Below are 22,087 nucleotides of genomic sequence, written 5' to 3'. Positions count from 1 at the left end.
TCTTTTTTGTATCAAATATCTACATAAAAAGAGAGACAGGCGTCCCTGTCTCTCTTCGTAAAGATGATTTGATTATTCTTTTCCTTCGATTGAAGCCCACTTGTAAGAGTAGTCCGCACCGAATGCGTGCTCAACGATATCCTTAACATATGGCTTCGTGAGGCGAGCCGATCCACGTTGGTAAACTGGCGAGATTGCGTTCTCTTCAAGAACGATTTTCTCTGCAGCTTGAAGGTCAGCCCAACGCTGTTCAGCATCTGTGCTTGATTTCGCAGATTCGATCAACTTATCGAATTCTTCATTCGACCACTTACCACGGTTGTATGGTCCGTCAGTGACGAAGAGGTCAACGAATGTCATTGGATCTTGGTAGTCAGGACCCCATCCAGCGAATGTGAACTCGAACTCACCTTTGTTCTCAAGGTCAAGTTTGTTGTTGAACGGTTGTTGTTTGATTGTAACCGTAATTCCTGGAAGGTTCTTCTCAAGCTCACCTTTGATGAACTCACCGATTTGCTTCGCAGACTCTGAGTCATAGTTGAGGAGCTCAAGTTCAACTTTGTCTGTTCCGAGCTCTTCAAGTCCAGCTTCCCAAAGTTCTTTCGCACGATCCACGTCATAGCCGCCGATGTCGCCGTTCGCTTCACGGAAGTCTTTGCCGTCAGGACCTGTTACGAAGTCTTTTGGTACGAGGTAGTTCGCAGGAATCGAACCGTTCGCAAGAAGCGTCTCTGAGATTGCTGCTTTATCGTATGCCGCGTCAATCGCGTTACGGATGTTTTGGTTATTTAATTCTTCAACAGCAGTGTTGAACTGGAGGTAGAAGAGTGTTGGTTCAACGACAGTTGAGAACTCTTCGCTGTCTTGATACTGGGCTACGAGTTCAGAAGTCAAGCCTGTGCGGTCAACGTCACCGTTTTCATACAAGTTAACACCTGTTGAAACTTCTTTAACGACTTTAACGTTGATTTCTTCAAGTTTAACTGTGTCAGCATCCCAATAGTCTTCGTTCTTGACCATCTTCCAGCCTTGCTCGCGCTCCCAGCTGTCGAGTTTGAACGGTCCGTTGTAGAGAGTCGTCTCTGCAGATGTACCGAAGTTCTCGCCTTGCTCTTTATCGAATGACTCGAGTTTTGGCATGAATACGCCGAAGCTAGTCAATCCGAGGAAGTAGTCAGCTGGTGCTGTCAATTTAACTTCAAGTGTTTGATCGTCGATTGCTTTAACGCCTACAGCATCGCGCTCGCCTTCACCTGTGTTGTACGCTTCTGCGCCTTCGATGATTGACATAACGTATGCATATTGTGATGCGTTATCTGGGTTGAGTACTTCTTTCCAAGCGTATTCGAAGTCATTCGCTGTGACAGGCTCCCCGTTTGACCAAGTCGCGCCTTCACGGATTTTGAACGTGTACGTTTTCCCGTCTTCTGAAACGTCGTGAGATTCAGCCATCCCCTCAGTCGGGTTGTCTTCTTCGTCCATGCGGTAGAGACCTTCGTTAACGTTGTTCAATACGTTGAACGATACAGCATCTGTTGCGAGTGTCGGGTTAAGTGAAGGAATATCTGAAGAATCGAGCAAGTTGAGGACTTGCGCTTCATCTGCTGAACCTTCGCCTGTTGATCCTTGTGAAGAATCCGTTTCTTCCCCTGTCGAACATGCAGCTAGGAATGCACTTGATAGAAGTGTAACCGATGATGCTAAAGCAAAACCTTTTTTCTTATTCATTGCGATGACCCCCTGATTTTTTCGTTTTAACGAAGTGAATGATGGTAGAAAATTCAGTCATTTCTTCTGACAGTATTTGTTACCAAAATCCCGTTGATGCAATAATACAATATTCTGATAATTTTGCAAAGTGTTTATTTTGATTTTTCTAAAAAATTTTATCTATAGTCTAAAAGCCCGCCTACAGTGGCGGGCTTTTAGCTCAATTTTCGTATTTTTTTGCAAAGGTTAGGACATATGAAGGACCGGTGACCGGATATCCGATATGGTCGTAACCTTTTTCGATCACATAAGAGCGTCCAGCTTGATAGATTGGCATAACAACAGCCTCTTCTAACAGCTGTGCCTCCGCTTCTCGGAAGATTTCATTTCGTTCTTCCAACCGATCCGTTGAGCGAGCCTGATCCATCAATTGATCATACGATTCGCTAGCATATCGACTCGAATTGAGGACATCGTTTGTTTCAAATTGAGTCAAATAGGCGGATAACATCGGATAGTCCGGTTGCCAGCCTGATAGAGAAAACGCATAATCCCCTGAGACTTCTTTCCTAACTTTTTCTCCTAAGGGGAGCTCGATAATGTTAACGCTCAAACCATCCAACTGTTCCAAATTCTTCTTTAATTTTGCGGAGATTTGACGCGCTTCGTCATCGACAAAGCTGAGCAGCTCGATTTCGAGTTCATCTTTCTTCAGCCGTTTCTTCACGGTGTCAAACAATTGGTCGGCGTTTCCTTCTAATTGTGCGATCGCATCCTCTTGGTCGATGACGAGTAATCGTTCTGTCGTCTGTTCCGCTCGCGCGAGTGAATCCTCGATTTCCGACCGCTCAAGCGTCAATGCGATGGCTTGTCGGAACGCTACATCATTAAACGGGGCTTTTTTAACATTCGGCTTTAAATAAAAGACTCCACTTCGTGGAACGTCCTGTACGTTCAAAATTTCCTCATCAATCGTGGAAACGTCAAAATCGTATGGGACGGGTTGCATCCCTGTCGCTTCCGTCAAGTTCGCTTCACTATTAATGGTAATCGTTTCAAGCGTGACCTGTTCAGCTTCTCGGTACGTTTCATTTTTATGTAACGAGATGGTCGTATCTCCGATTGCCTTGATTTTAAATGGACCGTTCGTCTCTAGCTCTTCCCATGCTTCCACATTTGGTTGAGGTAAAAATGCGGGCATCGCCAAAATCTGTTCGAACCCTTCCATCGGACGGACAAGAGTCAACTCGAGCGTCCGGTCATCGATTGCCTTGACCCCTAGCGTATCCGGTTCTTGTTGGCCAAGTCCGATTTCTTTTGCGGATTGAACATCTGCTAGTAAGAAGCTGAACGGTGAATTCGTATCAACGTCCACGAGTTTTTGGAAGTGATCGACGAATGTTTGCGCGTCAATCGCATTCCCTTCTGTCGTCACACTCTCTTTTAATGTGAATGTATAGACCGTTCCGTCTTCGGATCGCTCTAACTTCTCAACGAGCGCTGGTTCGATGGACCCGTCTGCTCCGAATCGATACAGGCCTTCATAGAGATGGGACAGGATTGTTTGAGATGACGGATCGATTGCTAGCATGACATCCGGCTGAGTCGGAAGTGACTCCCCGTAAATCGTCAATTGTTGTTCTTCTACTGGTACTGGTTTGCGTGACTGCTCTCGTTGTTCGTTCCAAATAAATAAAAAAAGGATAAGGACTGAACCTAACAAGGCGGCCACGATGAATGATTTCTTTTTCATTCGTTGCACTCCTTTCTGTTAGACCAACCCTTATACCCTAACCTTTTTTGTGTGTTTTTTCTACCGTCAGTTCATCACTTTTGCAAATGCGAGTGTCGCATTGTGGCCCCCGAAGCCGAGTGAGTTACTGAGTGCATAACGAATGTCAAGTTCCCGATTTCCTTCACGTACATAATCCAAATCACAATCTGCTGCTGGTGATTCGCAGTTAATCGTTGGATGAATCTTGCCTTCGTGAATCGATAATGCTGTGATGACGGCCTCGACGCCACCTGCACCACCAAGAAGGTGACCAATCATCGATTTTGATGAGTTGACGGCGAGCTTGTCAGCGTGTTCCCCGAACACTCGACGAATCGCTTTCGTCTCGAGCATATCGTTGAGCGGTGTACTCGTTCCATGCGCGTTGATGTATTGAACATCTTCTGGCGTGATTCCAGCATCACGAATCGCCTCACTCATCGCTTTTGATCCGCCCTCAGCTTCTGGTGACGGTGCTGTGATATGGTATGCATCCGAACTCATTCCATATCCGACAACTTCAGCGTACATTTTTGCCCCGCGTGCCAATGCGTGCTCATATTCTTCTAACACGAGCACCCCAGCTCCTTCACCCATGACGAACCCGTCGCGATTCTCATCGAACGGACGGCAGGCCGTGTTCGGGTCTGGATTCGTAGATAGAGCTTTGTTCGAACAGAATCCTGCGAACGAGAGTGGTGTGATTGGCGCTTCCGCTCCACCTGCGAACATAGCGATGGCATCTCCACGTTGAATGACACGGAACGCTTCGCCGATGGAGTTCGTCCCTGACGCACAAGCCGTCACGGAGCAGTTGCTCGGTCCTTTTGCTCCAAGATAGATAGATACTTGTCCGCTCGCCATGTTCGGAATCATCATCGGAATGAAGAACGGGCTGACGCGACGTGGTCCACGGTCATGCAAGATGGCCGACTGTTTGTCAATCGTCTCGACGCCACCAATTCCGCTCCCGATCCAAATCCCGACATCGTCCGCGATCGCTTTCACATCGAGTCCGCTGTCTTTATGGGCAGCGTCTGCCGCAAGTAAAGAATATTGGATGAAGGAATCCATCTTACGCGCTTCCTTCGGTTCGACTAAATGATCGATGTTCCATTCCTTCACTTCCGCCCCGACCTTGGCCGGATATTGACTGATGTCAATCTTCGTCAACGTATCAATCGCGTTTTCCCCTTTTAACAGGCGATCCCACATTGTTGAGACATCGTTTCCTAATGGTGATACGACTCCTAATCCTGTCACTACTACTCGTTTCATAAATGATTCCCCTCCGTAATGGTTGCGTGATTCCATGTCAGGCAGCTAGCCCCCCACGTGAGCCCAGCACCAAATCCTGCGATGACGACCGTTTGTCCATCTTGGATTTTGCCAGACTTGACCGCCTCGGCCAATGCGAGTGGGATGGAAGCTGCTGATGTATTCGCATGGTCTTGAATGGTCATGACAACTTTCTCTTCTTCTAAGTGTAAACGTTCCATCGCAGCGTCGATGATTCGACGGTTCGCCTGGTGTGGAACGAGGACATCAAGGTCCTCCAACGTCTTATCGGCTTTGTCCAGCGCCTCAAGCACGATTTCGGGCATCTTCCGAACGGCAAATTTGAAGACTTCACGACCGTTCATGACGATTTTACCTTCTTCATTTTCATACAGATGTTTGCCACCTGTCCCGTCACTTCCGAGCACAAGTGAGTCAATTGAAGCGATATCATCTTCCCCGAGCACGACAGCCCCTGCCCCATCTCCGAAAAGGACAGCCGTCGATCGATCACCCCAATCAATCAGACTTCCCATCTTCTCTGCGCCGATGACGAGCGTCTTTTTAAATCCTTTTGAATCCATGAGACTCTTCGCCGTGTCCATTGCGAAGATGAAACCGCTACATGCCGCGCTCACGTCGAACGCCACGGCGGCTTTCGCGCCAAGATTCGCCTGAACCACACATGCAGTTGCCGGGAAGGCTGGCGCCGTTGCTGTCGCACAAACGATGGCTTCAATGTCGTCGATCGTGACGCCCGCACTCTGTAACGCCCGTTCAGCAGCGCGTGTCGCCATATCTGCGACTGTCATATCTTCTTCAGCCAAATGACGTGCTTCGATGCCTGTACGAGTACGAATCCACTCATCGCTCGTATCCATTCGTTTTTCTAAATCGATATTTGTCACCCGATTGTCCGGTAAGAACGATCCGATGCCGATGATTCCAATATTCATATCGTCGACCCCTATTCTTAGTATCTGGTACTAATATAAGGGAATAAAAAGAGGATGTCAATGCATCCTCCTCGTGTTGACTGGATTAAGCTTGTTCTAAACGCTTCGTGACAGCCATGACCATCTTCGCAGAGTTGATCGATGCTGTCTCCAAAAACTCGTCGAATGACAAGTTCGCTTCTTCGTCTGCACTGTCTGAAATCGAGCGTGTGACGACAAAAGGAATACCAAACTGATAGCACGTTTGAGCGATCGGGGCAGCCTCCATCTCGACCGCTGCGACGCCGTCGAAATGACCGAGGATGTCCGTCACGCGTTTCGAATCGTTGATGAACGAATCTCCCGTCACAATCAATCCCTGATGTACATTCACGTCCGGCAAGTTTTCAATGACATCTTTACAGACGCTGACGAGTTTGGCATCCGCCTCATACGCTGGCGGCATACCTGGTACTTGTCCGTACTCATAACCGAATGCCGTCACGTCGACATCGTGATGACGAACTTCCGTCGAGACGACGACGTCTCCGACTTTCATCCCTTTTTTAAAACCGCCGGCAGATCCTGTGTTGATGACGACGTCCGGTTTGAACTTATCAATCAAAAGTGTCGTGCCGATGGCAGCATTGACTTTCCCGATGCCTGACTTCAAGATGACGACTTGCATGTTACCAAGATAGCCCTCATAAAAATGATAGTTCGCGATTTCAGTATCTACTCGTTCTGTCAACTCGTTCCGAAGTAGATTCACTTCTTCTTCCATCGCGCCGATGATGCCTACTTTCATTCCGTTTCCTCCTCAGAAAGAGAGCGACTTCCGAATAGGAGGTCGCTCAACAATTTATTTGATTTCTTTAATTTCGACGACCATGTCGCCACCTGGTGTTTGCACCGTGACCACATCACCAATCGTACGTCCAAGAAGTGCCTTGGCGATCGGTGATTCGTTAGAGATTTTCCCTGTGAACGGGTCTGCCTCAGCTCCACCAACGATTGTATACGTTTCGTCTTCATTATCTTCTTGAATGAAGAACGTTACCGTCTTCCCGATTGAGACAACCGAGTTATCGCCTGCATCATCTTGAATGATGACCGCGTTACGGAGCATTTCTTCTAATTGTGCGATGCGTCCTTCGACCATCGCTTGTTCTTCTTTCGCCGCGTCATATTCCGCGTTCTCTGACAAGTCACCGAAATCACGAGCAATCTTAATATTTTCAACGACTTCTTTACGGCGGACCGTCTTCAGTTCGTTTAATTCATGTTCGATCTTCGCTTTTCCGTCTAACGTCATATAGTGTTGTTTTTCAGCCATTTCTGTCACTCCTTCATTGTCTCCTAGTATATTACAGCTAGGGTTGAATTGAAAACGATTTATTTCCTCACGCGCGATTGCGCTCAGTGAGCACCCAACGGATTTTGGTCACGAGTAAATCGATCGCGACAAAGTTTTCTCCGCCTTCAGGAACGATGATATCTGCATACCGTTTTGTAGGTTCACAGAATTGTAAGTGCATCGGACGCACCACATTTGTATATTGGGCAACGACCGAATCGATTGAACGTCCACGTTCATTCAAATCACGCTGCATACGACGCAAGATTCGAACGTCCGCATCTGTATCCACGAATACTTTGATATCCATCAGATCTCGTAAACGTGCATCTTCGAGTGCCAAGATCCCTTCGACGATGACGACATCGACGGGTTCGATTAAAATGGTTTCACTTGAACGCGTGTGGGCCGCATAGTCATAGACCGGCTTTTCAATCGCCTGATGTTGTTGTAACTGTTGGATATGTTCGATCAACAAATCGTTATCAAAGGCGAAGGGGTGGTCGTAGTTCGTCTTGTACCGCTCCTCCATGGTCATCTCTGATTGATCCTTATAGTACGCGTCTTGCTCGATCATGACGACCGATTGACCTTGAAACGCATCGACGAGCGCGCGGGCCACGGTCGTTTTTCCTGATCCGGTACCCCCGGCCACGCCAATAATGACGGGTTTATGTTGCATCAAAGTTAAGTCCTCCTCATCGTAATTTACGACTGATTGCTAGGCCATCACCAAGGGGCAAAATTGCAGTATGATAATCGGTCCGTGCCATCAATTGCTCAGTAAACTGTTTCACGAGACGCACGAGCCGGCGTCGGCGTCGGTCTAAAACCGATACATCCTCTAGCAAGACGTCTCCTCGTAAAAACAAATTATCGCTGTAAATCGTACCACCAATTGGTACTAAAGCGCCATACCCATCAAAAAATTTTTGATATTGTCCTTTTGCCGCATCAATAAATACGGCATCGAATTCACCTTCAATCGTTCCAATCAATTCGACGGCATCGCCGTGAACGAGCGTAATACGATCGCGCACGTCCGATCGATTGATGAATTCCGTCGCCTCTTCGAAACGGCGAGCATTCCGCTCGATAGTGACGATTTCTGCATCGGGTAACAATTCTGCCATGCGAATGGCACTATAGCCGATGGCCGTACCCACTTCGAGGATTCGGGTCGGCCGTTGCATCGCCAGTAAGGAGAGCAGCACTTCCGAACCCGTCAAATCCATGATTGGGACGTGATGAACACGCGCGAACGCCTCCATCTCCGTCAATAGCGGGGAGCGGTCATTGATTAGTTTTTCTACATATCCCTCATAGGATGCATGGTCCACTCGTTCCACCTCTTAACTCTCTTCATTCAAACGACCGGAAGCATCCGCTTCCGGTCGTCCCATCAATTACTGTTTGCTTCTTCAAACGCTTCCCATTCGGAACGGTACTTATTGACGTTTTGTTGGTGATCCTCATAGTCGACTTCGAACAAGACTTCCCCGTTCGGGAACCCTTCACGTGGAGGGCGTGCGTAGAAGTAAATGTTCTCCGTGTCGTTCGGATTAAGCACCGCTTCAAATGCGTCACGGCTCACGGCCGCAATCGGTCCAATCGGGATGCCTTCGTAACGATACGTGTTATATAAGGAATCGTTCTCCAAGTCCGCGAATGAAGTGAAAATCGATGTTTCTCCCGTTCCGTACCAGACGGTCGGGTCAGATTGTAATTTCATTCCGTCGTTTAAGCGATTCTCGAACACGCCAGCAATCTCTTTACGGTCTTCCGTTGACACCGCCTCTTTCTCGACAACGGATGCGAGCGCGAGCGTCTCATGGAACGTACGTCCTGAATCGGCTAAACGACCTTTGTATTCTTGATACATACTTTCGGTTGGTAGTAACATCTCGTCGATGATTTCATTGAGCGTTACGCCTTTATTGAATTCATATGTGGCTGGGAACAGGTATCCTTCAAGCGGATGATAGATGCCTTCCTGCAATACTTCTTCCGTCAACATTTCATGCTCGTTTACGAGAGACTGAATGTATTCACGGTCGCTCAACTGCTCAGAAATCTCTTCTTTCGGGATTTCGGCCACTTTCGCAAGCCTCGCAATCACCTGATCAATCGTGAATCCTTCTGGAATGACGAGCTTGATATCAGGGACCACAATGACTTTACCTGTTTGCAACGTTTCAATCAATTCATCGATTGATTGTGACGGAGATAACGTATACGTCCCCGCCTGGAACGACGATTCGTTCTTAAAGCGTGTATAGAAACGGAAAATCGTGCTACTCCTTACAAGCCCATTCTCTTCTAGTAATTCACCAATGTATCCCGAACCAGCACCGAGCGGGACTTCAATCTCGACCGTTTCAGTCGAAGTTGGGTCAATCGGTTCGATGGAACGCTTCACAAAGACATATGTGAGCGCCGACCCTGTGGCGATGACGAGAAGGAAGATGGCCAGGATGACAACCGTGATGCGACGGACGATCCGGTTGCGGGCACGTTTCTCATCTGACATAGATGGATGATTCATGCATTTCTCCCCTGTTCTTTTTATAAAGAGAGGCGACGAGGGATGTTCCCTAGTCGCCCGTCCCCTATTTAGTCTAGACCGACTTCGTCATTGACGATGTCGAATGCTTCCATGACCTCATCGAAGTCTTCATCGTCTTCGACGAGCTTCAAGATGAATTCGCCATCTTCAAGTTCTTCAATTTCAAATGCGTATACTTCAATCGTATCTTCATCTTCTGTCTCTGGTGCGCCAACCGGTTCGAGTACGACAAACGTCTTTTTCGAACGGTCGCTCGTCATACGGAAAATTTCTGCAAATAAATGTTCGTCTCCATTTTCGTCTGGAATACGGTACATTTCTTCTTCACGACGGATTTCTGCCATGAGAGATTCCTCCTTATTTCCCGGAACGATCCAGGTAGTTTTGTAAAATCATCACGGCCGCCATCTTGTCGATGACCGCTTTTCTCTTTTTGCGGCTGACATCTGCTGAAATGAGCATCCGTTCCGCTTGCATCGTCGTTAATCGTTCATCCACCAACACGCAAGGTAAGCCTGTCTGTTCTGTGAACGCCTCGGCAAATGCCTCGGACGCTTCACCGCGCGGACCGACTGTTCCATTCATGTTTTTCGGGTGACCGACGACGACTTCTTTCACATCGTACTGCTCGATAAACGGACGAAGGAGACGGACGGCTTCATCAAAGTCAGGTTCGGTCCAGTAGACCGTCTCCACACCTTGCGCCGTCCATCCCATCAGGTCACTCACCGCGACACCAATCGTCTTCGATCCGACATCGAGTCCCATGACTCGCTTCATATTAATCCTCTCTACGATCGTTCAAATACGATTTGACCAACTCTTCGAGAAGTTCATCCCGCTCAATTTTACGAATCAAGTTTCGCGCATCATTATGACGTGGAATGTAGGCAGGGTCACCTGACAGTAAGTATCCCACGATTTGATTGATCGGTTGATAACCTTTTTCCTCGAGTGCTTGATATACCGTAATCAGCGTCTCACGTGTGTTAGCACGTTGATCATCTTCTGGAAAATTGAATTGCATCGTGCGATCCATTTGGCTCACAAGAATCCACCTCTTTCCGTTTGCACTTCACACTCTATTATGCCAGTGATTCGACGTAATGTGAAGCAAACTTCAATGCTTCGTCCAGTTTTGTTGCATCACGGCCACCTGCTTGTGCCATGTCTGGACGACCGCCACCGCCACCACCGCAGCGTGTCGCGACTTCTTTAATCAGTTTTCCGGCATGGAAGCCACGATCGTTCAAGTCTTTCGTCACACCTGCGACGAGGTTGACCTTCTCACCGTTCGCCGAACCAAGGATAATCACGGCAGAACCGAGTTTCCCTTTCAAGTCGTCGACCATACTGCGAAGGGCATCCATATCTTGTCCATCGACGCGTTTCGCAATCAATTGAACGCCATCAATCGTTTCGATTGCATCCGTTAATGAAGATGCCTCGATGTTGGCAAGCTTCGCTTTAAGCGATTCTGAAGCACGCTCGACTTCTTTGATTTCAGCTTGAAGTGCTTGAACGCGTGCAGGAACTTCAAGTGGTTTTGTCTTCAACAGTTTCGCTGCTGCTTCAAGCGTCTCGATTTGCTGGTTCATCACTTCATATGCGCCAGCTCCCGTGACCGCTTCAATTCGACGCGTCCCAGCGCCAATCCCTGATTCAGACAAGATTTTAAAGAGTCCGATTTCAGCCGTGTTGGAGACGTGAATCCCACCACAAAGCTCAACCGAGTAATCCCCTGCTGATACAACCCGAACGACATCACCATATTTCTCGCCGAAGAGTGCCATCGCACCTTTTGCTTTCGCATCCGCAATGTTCATCTCTTCGATGTCGACACCGATTGATGCCCAAATTTTCTCGTTCACTTGACGCTCAATCGATTGAAGCTCTTCAGGTGTCACTTGACCGAAGTGTGAGAAGTCAAAACGGAGACGATCTGGTGTCACGAGTGAACCCGCCTGGTTGACGTGCTCCCCGAGCGTATCTTTGAGTGCACGATGCAAAAGGTGCGTCGCCGTATGGTTTTTGACGATGGCTTGACGCGATGCCTGGTCGACAGTGGCTGTGACGGCTACTTCCGCTTTCGCCACACCTGACTCGACCGTGACAGTATGCAAGTTCTGTCCGTTTGGCGCTTTCGACACATCTTTCACGCGAAGAAGGAAGTCTTCTCCGACGATTTGTCCTTTATCACCGATTTGACCGCCACTCTCAGCGTAAAATGGTGTCTGATCGAGGATGACTTGTGCCTCTTCCCCTGCAGCGACGACGTCAGCGAGTTCGCCGTTGTGAATCAAGCTGATGATTTTTGCGTTCGTCTCAAGGTTGTTATAACCGAGGAATGTCGACGGCATCGTGATGTCTGCAAGCACACCCGACTGAATCTGCATCGATTCTACGTCAGCACGCGCTTGACGTGCACGTTCACGTTGCTCGTTCATCGCTTCTTTGAAACCATCTTCATCGACCGTCATCTGATGGTCTTCTGCGTATTCGATTGTCAATTCGAGCGGGAAGCCATACGTGTCATAAAGACGGAATGCATCTTGACCGCTGATCACGTTTGACCCAGCAGCTTTTTGTGCTTTCGCAACTTCGTTCAAAATTGCGAGACCGTCATTCAACGTTTCGTGGAAACGCTCTTCCTCGTTCTTGATGACTTTCTTGATGAAGTCTTTCTTCTCGTTCACTTGCGGGTAGAAGTCGACCATGATGTCTCCGACGACATCGACGAGCTCATACATGAACGGACGCTCGATTCCTAGCATCTTCGCATAACGTACAGCACGGCGGAGAAGACGACGGAGGACATAGCCACGTCCTTCGTTCGATGGAAGTGCCCCGTCACCGATTGCGAACGATACTGTACGAATATGGTCCGCGATGACTTTGAACGCAACGTCTTTGCTGCTGTCTTGACGGTATACGTCGCCACTGATTTTTTCAGTTTCACGAATGATCGGCATGAAGAGGTCGGTATCGAAGTTTGTCGGTACGTCTTGAAGGACGCTCGCCATCCGCTCGAGTCCCATCCCTGTATCAATGTTTTTGCGCGGAAGCTCTGTATAGTTTCCGTGTCCGTCATGGTTATATTGGCTGAACACGATATTCCAAATTTCAAGATAACGCTCGTTCTCTCCACCTGGATAAAGTTCAGGGTCTGTCGGGTCGTCCCCGAATGCTGGTCCACGGTCAAAGAAAATCTCCGTGTTTGGACCAGATGGGCCTTCGCCAATTTCCCAAAAGTTATCTTCTAGCGGGATGATGCGATCAGCCGGCATGCCGAGGTTCAACCAAATTTGTTTTGACTCTTCATCGTCCGGGTGAATCGTGACAGAGAGACGGTCCGGGTCGAGTCCGTACCATTCGTCGCTCGTCAACAGTTCCCAACCCCATGTGATCGCTTCTTCACGGAAGTATTCACCGACTGAGAAGTTCCCGAGCATCTCGAAGAACGTATGGTGACGCGCTGTCTTCCCGACGTTCTCGATATCGTTCGTACGAATCGATTTTTGAGCGTTGACGATACGTGGGTTCGCTGGAATCACACGTCCATCAAAGTATTTCTTCAATGTCGCAACACCAGAGTTGATCCACAACAAAGTCGGATCTTCAACCGGTACAAGTGAAGCACTCGGCTCCACGCTGTGCCCTTTTGATTTGAAGAAATCTAAGTACATTTGGCGAATTTGTGCGCCAGTCAATGATTTGAGCGGTTTCATGAACAATTCCTCCTTATTTCTGAACGAAACGAAAAAAAGCGATGCCTGCCCCTGTGGAAAGGGACGAAAGCATCGCTTCGTGGTACCACCCTCGTTCGCACGGTATACACCGTGCCTCGAACATCCGTTAACGTGGATGAGGCGCCCAGGTTGAGTGGGGACTCCAGAATAGCTTCGGTCGGCCGACCCCCATCTTCTCGCAGCCTAGGAAGATGTCTCTGTAGAGGCGGTGACGACGTACTCATTTCCTTCATCGTCTGTATCGTTTCAGTTGTCTATTCGTCATTATCACACGCGTTCGGAAAGACGTCAAGACTTCCCGCCTAAGCGCTCGACCAATTTTGTCCGTCGCACCGGCTCCTCTTCTCGCGTCGCCGCCTCGAGCGCACGCACGTCACCAAACAAGAGTAAACTCTTCTTCGCCCGAGTCACAGCTGTATAAATCAAGTTGCGCGACGATCGGAATCCTCCGTTGAAGAAGACCGGCATGAGAACGATTGGGAACTCGGAACCTTGTGACTTATGGATCGTGATGGCGTAGGCATGGGTGAACTGGTCCCATTCACTACGGTTGTACTCGACTTCTGTCTGGTCGAATCGGATATAAATCTTGTCGACCTTATCGACATTTTCCTTCGCGTAGAAGATGTTCGTGATTTCCCCGATGTCCCCGTTATAGACGTTCTCCTCGGCGTTGTTGACGAGTTGTAGCACTTTATCACCGTTTCGGTAAATGCGCGTCCCATGCTTCACTTCACGGGCACTTGATTTTGGATTGAATACGTTTTGAAGTGCTTCATTCAGTCCGTCAATTCCACATACCCCTCGATACGTCGGTGCGAGCACTTGAATATCAAACGGTGAATATCCTTTTCGGAGAGCCGCTCCTGCCATCTGACAAATCGCTTGAAGTGCCGTCTCCTGATTCGCCGTATAGAAGCGCCGGTCCGGCAGTGACGCCAACAAATCTTCTGGCATCTTTTTGGCGTTCAAGGAATGGGCAAGTCGGAGGATGCTCGATTCCGACGCCTGACGGTGGACGACGTCGAGGCGGACGACCGGAATCCCTTCTGTCGCCATCAAATCGGCAAGTACTTGCCCCGGTCCGACAGACGGGAGCTGATCGCGGTCTCCAACGAACAAGATTTTCATGCCGTTCGGTACCGCCTTTAGCAAGCTTCGGAACAAAAAGATGTCAATCATCGACGCCTCATCGACGATGAGCACTTTCCCGACAAGCGGATTCGTCTCATCGACTTGGAACGAACTACCGTCGAACTTTAACAGCCGATGAATCGTCGAGGCCGGTAGCCCTGTCGACTCGCTTAGGCGTTTCGCCGCTCGACCCGTCGGTGCGGCCAAGACGAACGGGAACGGTTGGTTCGGAACGGGATCTAACTTCCAATCGAAGACGTCGCTGAGTGCATGAATGATCCCTCGGACGACCGTCGTCTTCCCGGTACCTGGACCACCTGTGAGAACCATGAGCGGTGACTTGAGCGCAAGTTCGATGGCTTCTCGCTGTTGGGTCGCATATTCGATTGAAAACATTTCCTCAACACGTCCGACCGCATCAAAGATGGTCGTCATATCCACATCCTCTGTTGTCGATGTCGCCATGATGCGCGCCAACTCTTCTGCCGCTTTTCGCTCAGCACGGAACACGCGAGGGTGATAGACGACCCCATCATCGATGACGACCCGTTCTTCTTTGGCAAGTGACTCTAATGCCGTGACGAGCGCCTCACCTGGGTCCGCCCCGATAATTCGAGGCATCTCGGCTTCAAGTTGTTCTGCCGTCACGTAGAGATGACCGTTCCCTTGTTCAAGTTCTAATACGTAAAGCACCGCTGCCGCAATGCGTTCGGGATGAATGCCTTGAATTCCGAAGTGCGCCGCAATCGCATCCGCCGTCTTGAAGCCGATGCCCTGTACGTCGTACATGAGCGCATACGGATTTTTCTCAATCGTCTCCATCGCCCGTCCTTCGTACTCTTTATGGATTTTTGAGGCGAGACGTGGTGTCACGTCGAACGGAGCGAGAAATAAAAGCAACTGGTCGACCCCATATAAAACGTTCAGGCGCTCGGTGATCACACGCGCCTGCTTTTCTTTCAATCCGTCGACTTCGGATAGGATACTCGGATGTCTCACAATTTGGTCGATACAATCGTCGCCGAGTGAATCCGCAATCTTCTGCGCCGTTTTTTGACCGATTCCAGGGAAAGACCCGTTCGTCAAAAAGCGGACGGCAGCTCGTTTCGTCATCGGGACGACACGGCGAATCCAATCCGCCTTCATCTGTTTCCCGAATCGAGGATGATCAACGAGACGACCGTGCGCCTTATACGTCTCGCCTTTCTCGATGCCAACCCCGACGCCTGCGATGACCATCTCGGTCTCATCCGTCTCAAAATTCTTTTCTTTTATACGTACGAGCGCAATCGTATGCGCCTCTTCTTCTGATTGAAACAGGACGCGAATGACTTTTCCAGTCAACTCATAAGGTGCTGCCATCATATCCGACACCTCCAGCTATTTTTCCATCATCCATTATAGCCCGAGATGAATCGATTGAACAAATGCCCTAATTAAACAGGTTTAAGATTTGCTCGATTCGGTCGAGATCGACGACCTCCAAAATACGTATCAACTGTTCGATATCAATCTGGTCCAAAATGCGCTCAACCTGATCCAAGTCCACTTCTTCAATTAATCTCTGAATCCTGTCCAAGTCACCAGATGCCTGATATGCCTCGAGTTTTGTGAAGAGTTCGGTCTTCTCGATTCGAATCGAGTCCTCAAGCATCCCTCTCGCCCCAAATAGGACGAGACCGATGACAGCCAACTGAATCAACCAGTTCGTCACGACTTTCCAGAATGGGACGGTCTGATGGATGAATGGGATGAGCGGAATAAATGTTACTTGAAGGAGTAACATCCCGACTTGGACATATACGTTCGGAATGAGGAATCCGAGTACTGCCAAAATCAATGGAACGACCCAACCAATACCGACATGTTCAGATGTATGTTGCCAAGACTTTTGCTCACTGTATACATAGTGAACAGCCCATCCCACGAGAAGGAGCGCTACGAATAAAAGGAAGATTAACGTTAAGAGTCCACGTGGTTCAACGACCACTTGATATAAAATCGTATTCGTCCATTTCCCATCTGCTAATCGTTCATTTACCGATTCAAATAATTGATTCAACCAGACGTACTCGACAATAAAAAACAAAATGACGCTGACCATACTGAATTTTCGCAAGCCACTCGACCTCCTTCTATAGGTTGCCATTCCCCCACTTCAACACAGCTAGTCGCGTTTTTGATTTAAAGAAACGGGGAACTGTTCGAATGACACATTGAAGGAGGAATCATCTATGGGCAAACGAATTCCAGTCAGCGGATTATGTGAACTCGTTTTAGAAGTGACAGACATGAACGAAGCTGTAGCTTTTTGGCATGAAAAATTAGGTCTTCCTGTCGTCGAACAATGGGTCGGAGACGATGCGGAGCCGAGTGAATCACAAGAGCAGGCGAACGAGCCGTGGGCAACATGGCTTTATATCGGTGGGAACACACGGTTAGGTCTTTGGTTGAAGCGCGACTTTACGGAAGAAGAGGATGCGAACCGTAAACAGGACGTGACGGAATGGGACACGCTCTATGATGAAGGTGGCGTCCACGTCCACTGTGCGTTCTTCGTTCCGATGGAGTCGTTTGAACAGGCTCTCGAAATCTTAGATGAGACCGATGTCCCTGTTAAACTTCGGACGTGGGACGAAGATGAGACGAAGAATGGGAAAGAACGCTCGGCGTACTTCAAAGACCCGAGCCATAACATCATCGAACTGTATACGAAAAATATGGACGAAGCATACGGCGAGTTTGCCGGAGAATCCGTCAAAATCACAACGAAGCAACTTTGATTGCGATAACTAAAGAAAGTGCCATCGCTCAATCGCGATGGCACTTTCTTGTTCATACGTTTCAGTTTCCAAGCAGCGCATCCATCTTCGTGATGGCGTCACGCGCAAGTTCATGATCCGGTTGCATCTCCAAGACGCGTTGAAGCTCAGCGTACGTTCGTTCCTGGTCACCCAAGAACGCATATGCGATTGCCAAGTTGTAACGGGCATCCGTATGGCTCGCATCGAGATCGAGCGTCTCTTCTAGCGCAACGACCGCCTCTTCGAGCTGTTCACTCTGTGCGAGTGCAAGTCCGTATTGGAACGTGATCTCCACGTCTTCTGGCGATTGTTTTTTCGCTTCACGCAAGCGTGGCATCGCTCGAACGAAATCACCCATCGCCTTATACGTCAACCCGAGCATGAAATGAAGATCAGCATCATCCATCCCAGAAAGGAGCGCTTGGCGAAGCGACGCCTCCGCTGACTCCAATTGCTCGAGTTCATAGGCAAGTGCACCTTTCGCGTAGTGAGCGGCACCGAACGAACCATCGAGCTCGATCGCCTTATCATAGAAGATGACGGCACGATCGTAATCGTTGATCGCCTGGAGCAATGTCCCCATGTTGACGAAACCAGTCGGGTCCGTCGGGTTCGCTTCGATGGCCTCATTGAAATGTTTGGCCGCCTGTTCGAATTCACCTTGCTGCATCGCTTGGATGCCTTGTTCGTTTGCGTTCATATCAATCACCTCATCCGATATAGTCGAGTCGTTTTCCGTTTCGATACGCTTCGTCAATCGTTGCCCCACCGAGACAGATGTCGCCATCATAGAAGACGACCGCTTGTCCTGGCGTGATGGCACGTTGTGGCTCATCGAACTTGACGAGGACCTCGCCATTTTCGAGCGGAGCGATCGTGACCGGGACATCTTGTTGGCGATAACGGAACTTCGCCGTCGCCCGGAACTCTCCTGATGAAGCAGCTCCCGTCCATGATAGTTTCGAAGCAAGCAGCGCATCTGAGTAGAGCGCGTCGTGATGGAACCCTTGTCCGACGAACAAGACGTTGTTCTCGACATCTTTCCCGACGACGAACCAAGGGTCCCCATCGCCACCGATTCCGAGACCGTGACGTTGTCCGAGTGTATAGTACATCAACCCGTCGTGACGTCCTTTGACGACACCGTCGAGCGTCCGCATTTCACCAGGCTGTGATGGAAGGTATTCCGACAAGAACTCTTTGAAGTTCCGTTCACCGATAAAGCAGATTCCCGTCGAATCTTTCTTCTTCGCCGTCGCGAGTCCTGCCTCTTCGGCAATCGCACGTACATCTTTCTTATCCATATGACCAATGGGGAACATCGTCCGCGCGAGCTGGTCTTGTGACAATTGGTTCAAGAAATACGTTTGGTCTTTGTTGTCGTCTTTTCCTCGTAACAGACGATGCTCACCATCAACATATTTCACTTGCGCATAGTGTCCGGTCGCTACAAAATCGGCACCGAGTCGAAGCGCATGGTCGAGGAATGCTTTGAATTTGATTTCTTTGTTACACATGACGTCCGGGTTCGGCGTCCGACCGAGACGATATTCCGCTAAGAAATATTCAAAGACGCGGTCCCAATATTCTTTTTCAAAGTTGACCGCATAGTAAGGAATCCCGATTTGGTTCGCCACGGCGATGACGTCTTCATAGTCCTCTGTCGCCGTACACACACCGTTCTCGTCCGTGTCATCCCAGTTTTTCATAAAAATTCCGATGACGTTATACCCTTGTTCTTTTAACACATGGGCCGTCACCGATGAATCGACGCCACCTGACATCCCGACGACGACCGTCGTCTCTTCAGGGGCTTTCGTGCGTAAATTCATCTATCTCACTCCGTTCATAAATGTCGAGACGACTTCTTCTAGTCGCTCCGCGAGCCGTTTCGCGTCCTCGACCGAGTTACCGTGGCCAAAACTGATTCGAACAGACTGACGCGTCCGCTCTGAATCCCCGTACATCGCCGACAATACATGGGACGGTTCGACCGACCCCGCCGTGCAGGCGCTCCCGCTCGAAATCGCCATGCCCCGCATATCCATCATGATGAGGAAAGGTTCAAGGTCAATTCCAGGGAGGTATAAGTTCACGATGTGAGGTAAACGATTCGACCCGTTCACCTCATAAGTTACGCCTAGTTCGTCAAGACGTTGACGCAGTGCCAAATCGAGCGAAGCATAGAGAGTCACTCGGTCCTCACGCTCTGCCATGACGAGTTCAGCTGCTTTTTGGAATCCGACGGCACCCGGAACATTTTCCGTGCCGGCTCGACGTTTACGTTCTTGTTGTCCACCAAAAGAACGTGACGCTAATTTTACACCTGTTTTCATGAAAAGAAAACCGATACCTTTTGGCCCATTCACTTTATGTGCGGACGCCGACAATAAATCGACATGAATACGTTTCACATCAATTTCTTCTGTACCGAGCGCTTGTACCGCATCCGTATGGAAGAGAGCCTGATGGTCTTGTAACAACTCCCCGATTTCTTGAATCGGTTGGCGCGTTCCGACCTCGTTGTTGCCGTACATAACCGATACGAGAATCGTATCCTCACGTAACGCTGATCGGAACGTTTCTATATCTACAGCTCCCGACTCATCAACATCGAGATACGTGACGTCGAAGCCCTCACGCTCAAGTTGCTCCATCGCGTGAAGAACGGCGTGGTGCTCGACTTTTGTCGTAATGATATGTTTGCCTTTTTCTTGATGGGCATATGCCGCACCGAACAAGGCATAGTTATCCGACTCCGTCCCACCTGACGTAAAGACGATCTCGTTCGGTGAAGCACCAATCCACTTCGCGAGGACGCGACGTGACGAATCGAGCGCCGCCCGGGCGTTACGTCCAATTCCGTGGATGCTCGACGCGTTCCCGTACGTCTCTAAAAAGTACGGTGTCATCGCTTCGAGGACTTCTGGTCGCATCGGTGTCGTCGCAGCGTGATCAAAATAGTTCATCTAAGGTCACCTCATTATTAAATATAAAACATGTAGCCGTCTGACTCTTCTTCAGCGAGGTCCGCGAGTGTCGTTTCGTCAAGGACGGTATCGATGGCTTCTTTGATTTTATCCCAAAGCTTGCGTTTCACCGCATCATCTGCTTCAGATTCTTCGACGATGGCTAAAGGTCCCTCGAGCAAGCGAATGATTTCACCTGCTGTCACTTCTTCTGCCGGTTTGACGAGCTGATAGCCGCCGTACGCACCCCGTACACTCTTGACGAGTCCCCCGTTGCGGAGTGGACCGATCAATTGCTCCAAATAATGCTCCGGCAACTCATGGCGTGCGGCAATCTTCTTTAAACTGAGCGGCTTGTTATCTGTCTCACGCGCCAACGCAATCATAATCGTTAAGCCATAGCGGCCCTTTGTAGATATTTTCATCTTCAAGTCTCCTTCTGTTATACTAATCGAACAAACGTTTGTCGAAAGGAATGGTTACGTATGCCTGATTTATTTCATCAATCGAATGGCGGACCGCTCGCCAATCGGATGCGCCCCGAAACATTAGATGACGTTATCGGACAGCGCCATATCATCGGCGAGGGCAAGCTACTTCGTCGTGCCATCGAAGCCGATCGACTCGGTACGATTATCCTATATGGTCCACCTGGCACCGGTAAGACGACACTTGCCCGTGTTATTTCGAATTACACGAAAGCGACATTCGTCCAATTGAACGCCGTCACAGCAAAACTCGATGAATTGCGGAACGTCATTCGTGAAGCGGAGTCCCGCTTCGACTATGAAGACGAACGGACGATTCTCTTTTTAGATGAGATCCACCGGTTCAATAAGCTCCAACAAGACGCACTCCTTCCTGCCCTTGAGTCTGGAAAGCTCGTCCTCATCGGAGCGACGACAGAAAACCCGAGTTTTGAAGTAAACGCCGCACTCCTGTCACGCGCGACCGTGTTTCGACTCGAGCCACCTGGTGCTGAAGAGTTACGTGCCGTCCTTGAGCGGGCGCTACACGACTCACGTGGTCTCGGAAATTATCCGGTCAAAATGGATGAAGCTGCTGCAGACCATTATATCAAAATGGCGGATGGTGACTACCGTGTCCTGTTGAACGCACTCGAACTCGCCGTCTTGACAACGCCTGAGGTGGACGGAGAGATTCATATCACGCTAGAGGTCGCGGAAGAGTCGATTCAACAGAAGTCAATCAAATACGATAAGACGGGCGACCGACATTACGATGTCATTTCGGCGTTCATCAAATCGATTCGGGGGTCTGACCCAGATGCCGCGCTATACTGGCTAGCCGTCATGATTGAGGCTGGCGAATCTCCGCGATTCATCATGCGTCGTTTATACGTCCATGCCGCCGAAGATATCGGAATGAGCGACCCGAACGCACTTCTCATCGTCGATGCAGCAGCACGAGCGAGCGAGTACATCGGTTTTCCAGAAGCTCGCATCCCAATCGCAGAAGCCGTTCTCTATTTGGCAACCGCTCCAAAATCAAATGCGGTCATCACCGCCATCGACAAGGCGCTTCACCACGTCCGCACAGTCGAGGGAGGCCCTGTGCCCGTACATCTCCGGGATGCCCATAGTCCAGGAGCACGTGAACTCGGGAACGGGGTCGGATACAAGTATCCACATGACGAAAAAGACGGGTTCGTCCCTCAAAACTATTGGCCAGAAAACTTGGCTAGAAAACGACCAAATTACTATAAACCGACGCCACGTGGATTCGAGCAACAAATCCAAAAACGGCTCGATTATTGGGAAAAACGACGCGACTCGAAATGAGCCAGCGTC

General features: G+C 49.4%; 21 protein-coding genes. 2 read left to right on the top strand and 19 right to left on the bottom strand.

Features of this window, described 5'->3' with window-relative positions:
* Positions 1-72: 72 nt before the first annotated feature.
* From F3H97_RS02320 to F3H97_RS02250, 15 genes are all read right to left on the bottom strand, one after another.
* On the bottom strand, positions 73-1,728 hold the full coding sequence (locus tag F3H97_RS02320; protein ID WP_196430462.1) for a peptide ABC transporter substrate-binding protein: 1,656 nt from the start codon (positions 1,726-1,728) through the stop codon (positions 73-75).
* Positions 1,729-1,930: 202 nt separating this feature from the next.
* Entirely contained in the window at positions 1,931-3,463 is a 1,533-nt protein-coding gene (locus tag F3H97_RS02315; RefSeq protein WP_196430461.1) for a peptide ABC transporter substrate-binding protein, read from the bottom strand.
* A gap of 66 nt (positions 3,464-3,529) precedes the next feature.
* Entirely contained in the window at positions 3,530-4,762 is a 1,233-nt protein-coding gene (gene fabF / locus F3H97_RS02310; protein WP_196430460.1) for a beta-ketoacyl-ACP synthase II, read from the bottom strand.
* Positions 4,759-5,718 carry a beta-ketoacyl-ACP synthase III gene (locus tag F3H97_RS02305; protein ID WP_196430459.1) on the bottom strand — a complete coding sequence of 320 codons (960 nt, stop codon included), beginning with the start codon at positions 5,716-5,718 and terminating at the stop codon, positions 4,759-4,761. Before F3H97_RS02305 ends, fabF begins: the two co-directional genes overlap by 4 nt.
* 85 nt (positions 5,719-5,803) lie before the next feature.
* Complete coding sequence (gene mtnN / locus F3H97_RS02300) at positions 5,804-6,505, bottom strand: 5'-methylthioadenosine/S-adenosylhomocysteine nucleosidase (RefSeq protein ID WP_196430458.1); 702 nt, start codon at positions 6,503-6,505, stop codon at positions 5,804-5,806.
* A 54-nt stretch (positions 6,506-6,559) separates the two neighbouring features.
* Complete coding sequence (gene greA, locus F3H97_RS02295; protein WP_015881202.1) at positions 6,560-7,033, bottom strand: transcription elongation factor GreA; 474 nt, start codon at positions 7,031-7,033, stop codon at positions 6,560-6,562.
* Between the two features lie 67 nt (positions 7,034-7,100).
* Positions 7,101-7,736, bottom strand: coding sequence for a uridine kinase (udk, locus tag F3H97_RS02290; protein ID WP_015881201.1), 636 nt, complete (start codon positions 7,734-7,736; stop codon positions 7,101-7,103).
* Between the two features lie 16 nt (positions 7,737-7,752).
* Complete coding sequence (locus F3H97_RS02285) at positions 7,753-8,394, bottom strand: O-methyltransferase (RefSeq protein ID WP_074037439.1); 642 nt, start codon at positions 8,392-8,394, stop codon at positions 7,753-7,755.
* A gap of 62 nt (positions 8,395-8,456) precedes the next feature.
* The gene (gene mltG, locus F3H97_RS02280; RefSeq protein ID WP_084543099.1) at positions 8,457-9,599 is read right to left on the bottom strand and encodes an endolytic transglycosylase MltG; all 1,143 of its coding nucleotides are present in this window, start codon (positions 9,597-9,599) and stop codon (positions 8,457-8,459) included.
* Positions 9,600-9,667: 68 nt separating this feature from the next.
* Positions 9,668-9,964, bottom strand: a complete 297-nt coding sequence (locus F3H97_RS02275; protein ID WP_015881198.1) for a DUF1292 domain-containing protein — start codon at positions 9,962-9,964, stop codon at positions 9,668-9,670.
* A 13-nt stretch (positions 9,965-9,977) separates the two neighbouring features.
* Entirely contained in the window at positions 9,978-10,400 is a 423-nt protein-coding gene (gene ruvX, locus F3H97_RS02270; RefSeq protein WP_015881197.1) for a Holliday junction resolvase RuvX, read from the bottom strand.
* A 1-nt stretch (position 10,401) separates the two neighbouring features.
* On the bottom strand, positions 10,402-10,668 hold the full coding sequence (locus F3H97_RS02265; protein ID WP_015881196.1) for an IreB family regulatory phosphoprotein: 267 nt from the start codon (positions 10,666-10,668) through the stop codon (positions 10,402-10,404).
* 37 nt (positions 10,669-10,705) lie between these two features.
* Complete coding sequence (gene alaS, locus F3H97_RS02260) at positions 10,706-13,348, bottom strand: alanine--tRNA ligase (RefSeq protein ID WP_196430457.1); 2,643 nt, start codon at positions 13,346-13,348, stop codon at positions 10,706-10,708.
* A 309-nt stretch (positions 13,349-13,657) separates the two neighbouring features.
* Positions 13,658-15,865 carry an SF1B family DNA helicase RecD2 gene (gene recD2 / locus F3H97_RS02255; protein ID WP_230872792.1) on the bottom strand — a complete coding sequence of 736 codons (2,208 nt, stop codon included), beginning with the start codon at positions 15,863-15,865 and terminating at the stop codon, positions 13,658-13,660.
* A gap of 70 nt (positions 15,866-15,935) precedes the next feature.
* On the bottom strand, positions 15,936-16,622 hold the full coding sequence (locus F3H97_RS02250) for a hypothetical protein (RefSeq protein WP_196430455.1): 687 nt from the start codon (positions 16,620-16,622) through the stop codon (positions 15,936-15,938).
* Between the two features lie 115 nt (positions 16,623-16,737).
* Here F3H97_RS02250 and F3H97_RS02245 point away from each other — a divergent pair, with 115 nt between their 5' ends.
* On the top strand, positions 16,738-17,286 hold the full coding sequence (locus tag F3H97_RS02245; protein ID WP_196430454.1) for a VOC family protein: 549 nt from the start codon (positions 16,738-16,740) through the stop codon (positions 17,284-17,286).
* Positions 17,287-17,347: 61 nt separating this feature from the next.
* Here the strand turns inward: F3H97_RS02245 and F3H97_RS02240 are convergent, their stop codons facing one another.
* The 4 genes from F3H97_RS02240 to cymR are packed head-to-tail and all read right to left on the bottom strand — an operon-like array spanning position 17,348 to position 20,701.
* Complete coding sequence (locus F3H97_RS02240; RefSeq protein WP_159562008.1) at positions 17,348-18,007, bottom strand: tetratricopeptide repeat protein; 660 nt, start codon at positions 18,005-18,007, stop codon at positions 17,348-17,350.
* Positions 18,008-18,017: 10 nt separating this feature from the next.
* The gene (mnmA, locus tag F3H97_RS02235) at positions 18,018-19,139 is read right to left on the bottom strand and encodes a tRNA 2-thiouridine(34) synthase MnmA (protein ID WP_074037444.1); all 1,122 of its coding nucleotides are present in this window, start codon (positions 19,137-19,139) and stop codon (positions 18,018-18,020) included.
* Positions 19,140-20,276 carry a cysteine desulfurase family protein gene (locus F3H97_RS02230; protein WP_159562007.1) on the bottom strand — a complete coding sequence of 379 codons (1,137 nt, stop codon included), beginning with the start codon at positions 20,274-20,276 and terminating at the stop codon, positions 19,140-19,142. It abuts the gene before it with no gap.
* 17 nt (positions 20,277-20,293) lie between these two features.
* Positions 20,294-20,701, bottom strand: coding sequence for a cysteine metabolism transcriptional regulator CymR (gene cymR / locus F3H97_RS02225; RefSeq protein WP_147536788.1), 408 nt, complete (start codon positions 20,699-20,701; stop codon positions 20,294-20,296).
* Between the two features lie 60 nt (positions 20,702-20,761).
* On the opposite strand from cymR, the gene F3H97_RS02220 reads away from it, so the two are divergent.
* Complete coding sequence (locus tag F3H97_RS02220; protein WP_074037449.1) at positions 20,762-22,078, top strand: replication-associated recombination protein A; 1,317 nt, start codon at positions 20,762-20,764, stop codon at positions 22,076-22,078.
* Positions 22,079-22,087: the final 9 nt, after the last annotated feature.

The sequence above is a fragment of the Exiguobacterium sp. SRB7LM genome (assembly GCF_015712685.1).
Lineage (GTDB): Bacteria > Bacillota > Bacilli > Exiguobacteriales > Exiguobacteriaceae > Exiguobacterium > Exiguobacterium profundum.
The sequence above is the reverse complement of the archived record's forward strand: the minus strand, read 5'-3'. Positions and strand labels throughout refer to the sequence as shown.